The organism is Loktanella agnita, from assembly GCF_046640325.1.
Lineage (GTDB): Bacteria > Pseudomonadota > Alphaproteobacteria > Rhodobacterales > Rhodobacteraceae > Yoonia > Yoonia agnita.
In genome coordinates, this window is record NZ_JBJMBF010000033.1 from 1 (window position 1) to 9,891 (window position 9,891).

At 56.3% G+C, this 9,891-nt stretch carries 10 protein-coding genes; 5 read left to right on the forward strand and 5 right to left on the reverse strand.

All coding sequences use genetic code 11. The features are described 5' to 3' along the window. The first annotated feature begins 246 nt into the window (after positions 1-246). Positions 247-1,110, forward strand: a complete 864-nt coding sequence (locus tag ACJ5NV_RS20170) for a hypothetical protein (protein ID WP_411646651.1) — start codon at positions 247-249, stop codon at positions 1,108-1,110. Next, on the forward strand, positions 1,103-4,456 hold the full coding sequence (locus tag ACJ5NV_RS20175) for a DEAD/DEAH box helicase (RefSeq protein WP_411646653.1): 3,354 nt from the start codon (positions 1,103-1,105) through the stop codon (positions 4,454-4,456). Before ACJ5NV_RS20170 ends, ACJ5NV_RS20175 begins: the two co-directional genes overlap by 8 nt. 410 nt (positions 4,457-4,866) lie before the next feature. On the opposite strand, the gene ACJ5NV_RS20180 is transcribed toward ACJ5NV_RS20175, so the two are convergent. From ACJ5NV_RS20180 to ACJ5NV_RS20200, 5 genes are all read right to left on the reverse strand, one after another. After that, positions 4,867-5,571 carry a hypothetical protein gene (locus tag ACJ5NV_RS20180; protein ID WP_411646655.1) on the reverse strand — a complete coding sequence of 235 codons (705 nt, stop codon included), beginning with the start codon at positions 5,569-5,571 and terminating at the stop codon, positions 4,867-4,869. After that, positions 5,568-6,074, reverse strand: coding sequence for a hypothetical protein (locus tag ACJ5NV_RS20185; RefSeq protein ID WP_411646657.1), 507 nt, complete (start codon positions 6,072-6,074; stop codon positions 5,568-5,570). The genes ACJ5NV_RS20180 and ACJ5NV_RS20185 overlap by 4 nt, the downstream gene beginning before the upstream one ends. 426 nt (positions 6,075-6,500) lie before the next feature. Next, complete coding sequence (locus ACJ5NV_RS20190) at positions 6,501-7,202, reverse strand: helix-turn-helix domain-containing protein (RefSeq protein ID WP_411646659.1); 702 nt, start codon at positions 7,200-7,202, stop codon at positions 6,501-6,503. A gap of 122 nt (positions 7,203-7,324) precedes the next feature. After that, on the reverse strand, positions 7,325-7,813 hold the full coding sequence (locus ACJ5NV_RS20195; protein ID WP_411646661.1) for a hypothetical protein: 489 nt from the start codon (positions 7,811-7,813) through the stop codon (positions 7,325-7,327). Positions 7,814-7,849: 36 nt separating this feature from the next. Next, positions 7,850-8,206, reverse strand: a complete 357-nt coding sequence (locus ACJ5NV_RS20200) for a hypothetical protein (RefSeq protein WP_411646662.1) — start codon at positions 8,204-8,206, stop codon at positions 7,850-7,852. 335 nt (positions 8,207-8,541) lie between these two features. On the opposite strand from ACJ5NV_RS20200, the gene ACJ5NV_RS20205 reads away from it, so the two are divergent. From ACJ5NV_RS20205 to ACJ5NV_RS20215, 3 genes are all read left to right on the forward strand, one after another. Then, on the forward strand, positions 8,542-8,850 hold the full coding sequence (locus tag ACJ5NV_RS20205) for an XRE family transcriptional regulator (protein WP_411646664.1): 309 nt from the start codon (positions 8,542-8,544) through the stop codon (positions 8,848-8,850). Positions 8,851-9,343: 493 nt separating this feature from the next. Continuing rightward, positions 9,344-9,502, forward strand: coding sequence for a hypothetical protein (locus tag ACJ5NV_RS20210; RefSeq protein ID WP_411646665.1), 159 nt, complete (start codon positions 9,344-9,346; stop codon positions 9,500-9,502). 39 nt (positions 9,503-9,541) lie between these two features. Beyond that, positions 9,542-9,862 (forward strand): hypothetical protein, encoded by a 321-nt coding sequence (locus tag ACJ5NV_RS20215; protein ID WP_411646667.1) that lies wholly within the window; start codon positions 9,542-9,544, stop codon positions 9,860-9,862. The last annotated feature ends 29 nt before the right edge of the window (positions 9,863-9,891 follow it).

The following is a 9,891-nucleotide window of genomic DNA, read 5'->3' on the forward strand; positions in this document are numbered from 1 at the left end:
CGGGCAGCTTCTGCGATTTCGCGCCTGCGGATTAGGTCCGCTTTCCGACCCTCGTACGGCCTGAAGCAAACGGCCCAAACCGGCCTTTCGCGAGGTTCCCGACGCAGCAAGTAAGCTCCACCAGACCGGCCATTCGTCTATTCTGCAGAATTTTTGCGGATTAGGGGGCAGGTACAACCTCGCGCTTACATTCACCTCTAACGCGAAGTAGGCTGGAAGAAAATTTTGGAGCGCCTGTGAGCACCTATGCCATTTACCTTTCAAAAAGCCGACCTTTCACCAACCTGCAACTTCTCGCAATGGGCGCTTATTGACGAAGGCCGCCTAGTCCGCACTTTGGCATGGCTCTACCTACGTAAGCCGAAACATGCAGTTCAGATAATCGATCAATTAGAACCAAGCAAAGCTGGTTTTCCGGGGAAAGTGTTCGAGAATGCGATTTCTCTTCTTTCCATAAGGCTCGCAGACATTGCATCAGACCTTTCAAGTGCCGACCCGGAAAAGAAGAAAACGGCCAACAACAAGAAAAACAAGCGGATCGAGCAACGCGATGGGCTACTCTTTCAACATCTTTCGTGGGTTGCAGCATCTATCGACATGCCAACCGCGCTCGCTACACCGCCTCATGTTCGCAGGGCAGACAAGGGTTTTGACGGCCTGCTTGTAAGTATTGAAGACGCATCTGGTGCAATTTCGAGAGTGGTGCTTTGCGAAGACAAAGCGTCAGTCAATCCTAAGAGCCTCGTTCAGGGTAGCGTTTGGAGCGAAATCGACGGGATCGTTAACGGGGACAAAGATCTAGAACTGTTGGATGCGATCACTGCTATTTTGAGAGAACAATCAGGCCTAGAAGGCGACGCGCAGGAGGAGCTACTGGAAGCACTGATATACGAGCAAACGAGGGCATTTAGGGTCGCAGTTACAGCCATGCCAGTAAACGCGGACGCAGATGGCTACCAACATATATTTAACGACTTTGAAAAACACGCCCTCGGTGCGGACACCGTACGGCTAGCAGAAGTCCTACCATCCGATGATACCCGAGCATTTTTGAAAACTTTGGCGAGAAATGTCAGGAGAGAAATAAAGAGGATCGCAGATAATGTTTGATCCGGTAACAGAGGAGCTAATCGCGGGATCGCCAGATCTAAAAAGTCTGAGTGCGTCGGAACTCGTCGAGTTACTAACGTCTGCCAGCGTAGAAATAGCATCAGCGCGGCTGCTAGCGGATAACCTAGAGACCCTGCCAGAGGAACTGGCCGCCGTTAGGTCGAAGATGGGTAGGTTGGCAGATGTCTTTGAGGCTCAAGTTGTTTTGGGCGTGAATCCAGAACGCATACGGTCAATCGCATTCGTTGCTGGATCGGCTCGTCAAATCGTTGATCGTATAGATCGGCTAATTCTGACTGGAGAGAGCCAAAGTCTTCTTAATGAAGATTGTATTGGCCCGGATATTGCGTCGGCTTTGCTCTTTTTGGCTTCTGAGAGGTTCCCCGATGCGACTGAGGTCGGCCGCGTTATCCGAGCGACTGGTGAAGAAAACGCACTTAGACGACTGCTGATCTTGACGCTCGGCCGTCTTGCCCGGGGGCAATACGAAGACATCTCCAACACCGAAGTCGAAGAGGTAGATGCGTATTCGGAGTCAAGTGAGGCACTTGCCACAGACCTGCTTTACAGGGAAGTCCTTCAATCTCTTGTTACATTCTCAAAATGTTCTCTCGGTCATTTGGATCCTGTGGATCTTGAGGGCGTATACTTTACTCTTCAACGAGTCATCGCTCTAGCCGGGCCTTTATCCGAGAGCTTGGAGGATGTGGCGGACACCCCAATTGTTTCGTTGACCACTTTTCCCGGACCGCACCATCTCGCTTCCCTTTTGCGAATTGCCCTCGGAGCCGTGGCTGACAATCTATTGGTGAGCATTCCAAATCCGAATGGCACAGATCATGGAGCTTGGCGTGACTGGATAATTCGCGAGGCCAAGAGGTGGCCTCTAATCTGGAAGAACCATAAAGCTGCAATTGCAACTGGTTTCTTAGATGTGGGCTCGTCCATGATCATGACCACGCCGACGGGAACAGGCAAATCTACCCTATCGGGTCTAAAAATTGCGGCGACGTTGGCGTCGGGAAAAACCGTCCTCTATCTGGCACCGACCCACGCGCTGGTTTCGCAGGTAGAGTTTGATCTCAATGAGCGCCTCTCAGAACTGGCGGTAGCCCAAAGCCTTGACGAGCTTACCTTGGACGAGATGGTGGACAGACTGCCCGACATTGCCGTCATGACACCTGAGAAGTGTTTTGCTCTTCTGACCTTCGCACCCCATCTTTTTCAAAACGTTGGTCTATTGGTATTCGATGAATTCCACTTGATGAGCGCCGACGTCGATCCTACTTCTCCCACCGGCATTCGAGCTGACCGGAGAAGCATCGACGCTATGCTTTGCTTTTTGCAATTCGGTCAGATCAATGCGAGTGCCGATTATTTGCTACTGTCTGCGATGATCTCTAACGGATCAGAGCTGAAAAACTGGCTCGAAAACCGAACTGGTCGTCCTTTCGTGGCCTTTGACTATGAGTGGAAGCCAACACGCCAGCTCCGGGGATGTGTAGTGTATTCACACACGGACCTGAGCAATTTCACTACGCAATTGAACAATGGCGTCACCCCAGACGTGTGGGCCATTCCCTACGGCTTGTTCTCATTAGACTCGAACTGGCTACCACAGCCCGGCAGTTCGAGTGCCCTAAAGCCTCTCTCGGACTCCCCGATGCCGCTCGGCGTTGGGGGGCCCAACAAAACCGGATACCGCTGGCTTACCTCGAACCGCAACGAGGTGGCGGCAGAATTGGCAGTCAAGCTTGCGCAGCATGGCATCAAGGTTCTTGTGTTCTGTGAAAGCATCAACTTCACAATATCAACGGCCAACAAGATTAACGCGCAGTTCTCTGCTATCGAACCGACACTTACGGCTGATCAGTCCGTTTTGAGGGAAACTGCGATTGAGGAGATCGGCAAAGTAGAATCCATCTATGACGCAGGGAGCAAAATTGCGGCGGTCCACCATGGTGAGCTTCTTCCTTACGAGCGTCGACTTGTTGAGGGTTTGTTTCGGTCCAAAGAAAGCGGCCTAAACGTGCTTGTTGCGACATCCACACTTGCGCAGGGGCTAAACCTTCCCTGTGATGCCGTAATTCTTGCCGGGACCGACCGACTAGACCCCGAGACTGAAAAACGAAAAAACATGAAAGAGCATGAAATTCTGAATGCATTGGGGCGCGCAGGCCGCGCTGGTCATGCTTCTACGGGTTTAGCTCTAGTTGTCCCCGGTAATCCGATTCCTTGCGATTTGAACACTTACGTGCCCCGAGAGACCGTAGTCACCAGTATGGTTCTCTCACCCAAAGACAGATGTGTTCCCCTTATTGATCCGCTTTGCACATTGCTTGACGAAATAGAGGTAGAGGCCACCGGCCGTCCCGTCGCTGAGTACCTCGCGCGAAAACTCACTGTATCATTGAAGCCAAACGAGGATGGAGCAACTCCATTCCAGCTTCTTACTTCTCGGTCTTTTGGATACTTCCAGAAGCGGGCTGCCGACGCCGCAAACGCGGATGCATGGCTGAATGGTCGCAAACAGAAACTTGAACAAGTGTTGTCTGACGCCGAACCAGAAACTCCTGCTACATGGCAAGAGGCGCTCGCCGCGAAAACGGGGGCCAGCCTTAAGTTGGTCCGCAAGCTCGAAAGTGCACTTCCGTCGGCACCATGGCCATCAGTTCAGGCCATAGATTGGGCGATATGGGTATTGGATCAGTTCGACCCCAAGGAGGAAGACTTTGATGCATTCTTCAGGCCGGAGGGCTTGGAGAAGATATTTGCGAGAGCATACAAGAACCAGAAGGATCAAGTGGCAAAGCGAACTGTGGCACTTGCTGGTATTCGCGAGCTCCTGCCAGACTGGTTTGACCACAAGACTCTATTGGAGCTGGATGCAACAATATTGGGTTTCATTGTGAAATACGAAGCCCCGGTCAAGATACCCACCAAGTCCGACGGGAAGGCGAAGTTCGCGAGGCGTTTTTCGAACCGCTTTGCGTCCGAGATTAGCTTCGTTATGAGTGCGTTGGCGCAGTTGGTAACAGAAATTGAACTTGCCAATGGCACGGACCTTGCGCCGATGCCTGGCTTCCTACCACAACTCGTTCGTTTCGGCTTTCCAACACCCTACCACTTTGCGGTTAGCCGAGAGCTATCTACGTCGGCGCGCATTGAAGTTCAAAAGCAATACGAAGGTATCTCGAATTACATCGAGCATGGTCCTTCTGACGATTGGGACGCTGTAAGAGCAAAGGTATCAAACGCTATGGCCGTATCGCTCTTCACAGATATTAACGAAGATGAGCTTGCGGCCCTTGAAGAGCTGCTCAAGAAGGATAGCGACTCTGAGTAAGACGCTCGAAAGGAAACCAAGTAGAACTTTCTGGTAGAAGGATCCTTCAGAGATTTTCGTGACCAAGGTCCGCTTGCTCGATCTCCGCATAAGCTCGCTGCAACTGCAGCGAAAGCCGGCTTTCCGCCCTCATTGCCGATAAGTATGCACCGCAGCAAACGAGACTTCAGCGTTTTTGCCCTGCTGTGCTGAGCGTCAAAGTGGAGAACTCTCTTCAATTTCCACATTGCGCGCGAAAAGGCTCCTCCTCCGGTCCTTGGTCGGTCCGGATTTGTTTCGACCCCTCCCTCTACCCTATGATGCTGCGCACAGCGCTGAGTGATGACGACAGTTCTGTTGCCGACGCGGACAGGTTATCGATGACCGTCGTTACGCATGGACCGGACTGCTTCTTGTATCACGATATCACCTCATATCCCCTGCAGACGTGTGAGGGCCGCACACAGGGCTGCGCGTACTGTCTTGGTCACGCTGGGCGCGCGTGACCAGCCGAAGCGCTGCAGCAGCTGGCTGATGGTGAGACCCTGCAGGCAGACACCATAGACGAGGTCGTGGGCGGTGATCGCCTTGCGACCACGGTCGCTGTGTGCCTGCGCGCCACGCGGTTTGATCACGATCTCCGTGCCGATCGCGCGCTCCATGGCCGCCAGCCTGCGGCGGTCACGGATCAGGGCATCAATGAAGGTACCCTGTCCACCCATACCGCCGCCACTGCCACTGTCGAGCTCATGGATCCCAGAACACCGGATCCCGGCAGATGCGCAGCGCTCATAAAGCGCGGCATAGTCCCGTCCTGCGCCGATCTGTGCGGCGGTGAAGAGCGGCGCTGCGTCGGGGCGGCGGCGGACGGATTGCTGTTGCATCACGTCGAAGGCATCGGCCCGGCGCAGGGCGTTCTGACCCTCATGGCCCACACGGCGGGTCCGGACCTTGCCTCCCGTGTCGATCGTGGTCTCGCGCGGCTGGAACCGCTGCACCGGACCACGGGCCGGGGCGATGTCGACGATGGCCTCGCCGCAGTCGTCAGGCCGGGTAGACCGGCCCTTGATCTGACCGATCCGATCCGCCTCGGCCGCCAGACGGCTGACCGCCAGAAGTGCATTGCCCCGGCTCATGTGCGGGCACCGGGGGCGCGCGACCTGTCCACCGGATGGCCGCGCTTACGCCGCTCGGTCTCCATCAGCGCCTGACAGAAAGCGAGCTTCGCGCGATACCAGCGGGCAAAGGCCAGATCATCTGCTGCGACCGGCCAGCCTGCCGCCGTGCGCTCGTCCACGATCACCAGACGGCGGGCGTTCTCCCGGGCCTGTGTCGCGATCTGGCGCTTTGCCCCCTCGGCCACCGGTGGCAGCTTGCGCGCCTCGATGAACAGGAAGGTCTCGACCAGCGTGCCGTTCGCGGCAGCCTTGGGGCCTTCGACCGAGCCGAACCAGCTGCAAAGCGCGGGGATGTCCTCCACGGCCCGTGGCTGGATGTATTCCGCAATGGCCAGAAACGTCGCCCGCTGTGGCCAGAAGCAGCGCGACGTGCCCTCGCCCTTGGTGCGGAGCATGACCTGCAGCGTCGCAAGGCTGGCATCGCTGAGATAGACCAGATCATCGGCAATCCGGTTCAGCATCGCCCGGCCCTTCTCAGCATCCGTGCCTCTGGGAAAGCGGAACCCCAGCCGATCGAAGAGCTGCGCCCGGATCCGGTCCCGGTTGCTGCGCTCCACCGCAAGGCGACCGGTGGTGCTGTCCGACCGATCAATTGATGGCGCTGCGCCGTCTGCCGCTGTCGCTGCCGTCGCACCCTCAAACGACGCCGGGCCGTCAGGCGCGCTGGTTCTTTTTTGGTTAATTACAGGTTTCTCTCCAGTGGGCTGGAGAAGGCTCGACCCCCAAATTGGAGAAGGCTCCTTCTCCAGATTCTGGAGATGGCTCGGGCTGTTTTCCTTCTCCAAATTCTGGAGACGGATCCGCAACCATGACGCGATATACGGTACTGTTTGCGCCCTCGATAGGGCTCTCACCGCGGTCTGCGCCTGTCTCTGCCTCGCCTGCCATCAGTCAATCACCTTCGCAGCCCGGAGTTCACCTTGGGTGACCAGCTTCATCGCCAGCATCCGCGCGGCCAGGCTGGCCGTGATCGCCGTCGGCGGGATGTATTTGCCTTCCCTGATCCAGCCCGCCCACATGGCTGCGGCCTGATCGGCCTTGGAGCCGTAGAACGGCGCTGTGCGCACCTGCGCGCCGGTTCTTTTCTGTTTCTTTACAGGTGTCTCTCCAGTAGGCTGGAGACGGCTCGTCCTCTGGATTGGAGACGGCTCACCCTGCAGATTGGAGACGGCCCCTTCTCCAGAATCTGGAGACGGCTCTGCGCGTTTTTCGACACTGGGTTGCTCGGAAGGCTTATCCCATTGGCCTCCGACGCAGTTTGCAGACCGGTCCCCACCATGGCCATCTCCAGAATCTGGAGACGGCTCGCCCATCTCGAAGGCGAGGATGTAGCGGGTCGGCTTCAGGCGCTTGGAGAGCCTGTCGCGCTCCCGGTGGCGCTGGATCAGCCCCTTGGCCTCAAGCGCGTTCAGCGCGTTGTTCACGGTCCCATTGGAGACGCCTGTCTTGGCGATCAGGTAGGATTGTGTCGGGAAACAGCCCCGCGCCACGTTGTGGCAGTCACACAGATGGAACAGCACCCGGAATTCACTCGCCCCGATCTCGTCGGCGTCCAGCTCCGACAGCCAGTTGGTTGCCTTGTGGCTCATTTTGCTCTCCTCGTCTTGTCGTCTTGTTTGGGAAACAACGGGCCAGACTCCTCCCGCCCGCGGGCAAGCACCGCGCCGAGAGCTCCTCTCAGCCCATCGAATTCGTTTACATTTGCGACCGGCTACCGGCCGGTCGACCTGCCATTGCCGTAGCGCAGGGTTTCCATCAGAGCGGCCCGCCGCGGGGGATCATCCAGACAGGCCAGCAGCCCCTCAGTGGCGACACCGGCATAGTCACAGACCAGCAGGAAATCCTTCGAGCCGATCCAGGCCGGGTCCACCTTGCCGGTAAGATAATCCTCATGACTGCTGCTGACCCCGAGCGCGCCGCGCAGGCAGCTGAGCAGCACCTCGCCCCACAGCCGCTGGCAGGCCACAAGGTCGAACCGGTCACGACGCGTGAACCATTCCTCCGGCCAGGGCATGCGCGGCTCCTTCTCCTTCAAAGGCACCGCCACCACGGCGCCTTCATCCGCCGCGATGAACGCCCCCAGTATCCGCGCCATCTCGTCATCAGCCTGCTCTGCATTCATGATGGATTGGTCACCCCGCCCTGCCGGCATAAAAAACCGGGGACGGGTCAGACCCGCCCCCGGAAGTGGCCGCAGCATCAAACGCCCGGTGCAAAACTTTGGGGGCACCGGTCATCACCGGCTCTCCCAGCTTTTGAGAAACCACGCCCCCGCATCGGGAAAGGTCATGAAGAGGCGCGCCACCGCATCGCCCGACGCCTTGTTATCGCCGTTCCACCAGTTCCAGGCTGTACTCGCCCGCACGCCAAAGGCCGTCGCCACCTGTTCGGGATTCACAAAGCGATCCCGGAGATAAGACGCAAAGGCCGTCGCAAACCAATGTTTGAACGCTGTCCCACGATAGCTATCGAGGTACAGCACCTCTCCAGATTTTTGCGCTGGAAAACCGGGCCGGGACTGCGGCGAAAGCGTGGGTGTATCCTCAAGATCAGAAGAGAAGTTTGGTGAAAGTATTTTGTGTGATGAAATCATTCCAAGAGGCCTCTATGGATCGACTAGGCGCGGGACGGCACGACGTCGCCGCCCCTACGCATCTTCGTGAAAAGGTGGTCAGGCACGTCGAGCAGCTCGGCATGACAAAGATCTCGGACACAGACATACCAGCCCGATGGAATCGAGTTGTCAGCCACAGCATTGGAAAGCTGAGATGCAGACACGCCTAAGGCATTACGAACCCTATCGCGGCCAAGTTTCTCGAGAAGCTCATGAACAGTTACCATGAGTAGTATAAATATTCATAATTTATGAAAACACAACATGCATTTTTTTGAAATTTTCATTTAATCTGAAAAAGGTAAGTATGCGCTATGGACAGTACTGAAAAAAAACGCCTCGCAATGACTGGTGACATGAGCCGCGCCGCCTGCGCTACAAGACTACGCGCCGCAATCACATTGACCGGCATGACGCAGACTGAGATCGCGACTCAAATCAACCGGAAGGCATCATCAATCACGAACCAAATCAAGGGCGATCAGTTTCCCTCCCGCGAACTGATGAACTACCTATACGAGGAACACCGTGTGGACTTTAACTTTATGATGGCCGGTTCTCACAACCAGCTTCCCGGCGATGTAGCAGAAAAACTCTTTGAAATCCTCGCCTCCCCCACGTGACACGCGGAGCGAGTATCCAGTTCAAGTTGAAACCGAAAAACACAAAAAACCTCAGAAAAAACACTGAAATTGGCGACAATGCTTGTACCTCTCTAATTTATACACCTAGGCGCGGCGTAACCAAGCACGGAGCAAGATCACACGAAAATCGAACACCTGGCCAGAATCAGATATTCATTTTTTATGATATTCAATATTGATTTTTCATTTTTTATGAAATAGTGATCTTCGTCAGATGTTGATGGAGTCACAAAATGTCCAGCCTCAAGAACCTAACTCGGGAGATACGGGCCCTCACTGATGCCCGTGCACTCGTGATGGCCCCCCAAGTCGCAAATCGTCGCCCTAATGCTCGCCTGCTGGCTTGGGCCACGCTGAAGTCCGCACGCGGACAAACGATTTCGCAAATCGGGTTGTCACGCCTGCAAGCTGTGCAGCGCAAACTTCACCCGTCACCAACCCGACGCCTTCAGGAAATTCTGGGCGGTGCCGCGTGACCACCAGCATGCACACGGCCTTCGTCGCAGAACAGTTTCCGATCTATCAGCAGCTGCTGCTGCGCGATCAGCGTGCGGCACGGAATGCGCGCTCCACTCGGATCGCCTGCTGTGTTGCGACCTTCCTGCTGGGCGCATGGATCGCAGCGCACTGACGCGGCATCCATACTCTCACTTTTTCAAGGATTCCTTTCATGATGTTTCTTCCGCAAACCCCACACTTCGCCTTGACTGCAAAGCTGGGCCTCGATCTGGCGGCAATGACCACACGTGTCCGCTGCGAGATTGCACAGCGCATTGCTGCCGCGCCGGATAATCACGGCGCCGCTACGCTGATGCAGCAGGCCGTGCTGGATCATGGTGGCACGTTGATTGAACCGACGCCCAAATGGGGACCGCTCGAATTCCACGTGAATGTTCTGGGCTGCTCCGGCACTGGCGAGACTGTGGCCGCCGCGGCTTCGGACTGGGCGACCTGCGCCCTCCGCATGGGAGAGCAGCCATGCGCGTCCTGATCGGCTGTGAAACCTCCTGCATTGCGCGC

What these genes read in the sequence shown, in the direction of transcription:
- ACJ5NV_RS20190 (WP_411646659.1), bottom strand. Translation starts at nt 7,202, where the DNA reads ATGAGCCACAAGGCAACCAACTGGCTGTCGGAGCTGGACGCCGACGAG.
- ACJ5NV_RS20180 (WP_411646655.1), bottom strand. Translation starts at nt 5,571, where the DNA reads ATGAGCCGGGGCAATGCACTTCTGGCGGTCAGCCGTCTGGCGGCCGAG.
- ACJ5NV_RS20195 (WP_411646661.1), bottom strand. Translation starts at nt 7,813, where the DNA reads ATGCTGCGGCCACTTCCGGGGGCGGGTCTGACCCGTCCCCGGTTTTTT.
- ACJ5NV_RS20200 (WP_411646662.1), bottom strand. Translation starts at nt 8,206, where the DNA reads ATGATTTCATCACACAAAATACTTTCACCAAACTTCTCTTCTGATCTT.
- ACJ5NV_RS20185 (WP_411646657.1), bottom strand. Translation starts at nt 6,074, where the DNA reads ATGCTGAACCGGATTGCCGATGATCTGGTCTATCTCAGCGATGCCAGC.
- ACJ5NV_RS20215 (WP_411646667.1), top strand. Translation starts at nt 9,542, where the DNA reads ATGATGTTTCTTCCGCAAACCCCACACTTCGCCTTGACTGCAAAGCTG.
- ACJ5NV_RS20175 (WP_411646653.1), top strand. Translation starts at nt 1,103, where the DNA reads ATGTTTGATCCGGTAACAGAGGAGCTAATCGCGGGATCGCCAGATCTA.
- ACJ5NV_RS20170 (WP_411646651.1), top strand. Translation starts at nt 247, where the DNA reads ATGCCATTTACCTTTCAAAAAGCCGACCTTTCACCAACCTGCAACTTC.
- ACJ5NV_RS20205 (WP_411646664.1), top strand. Translation starts at nt 8,542, where the DNA reads ATGGACAGTACTGAAAAAAAACGCCTCGCAATGACTGGTGACATGAGC.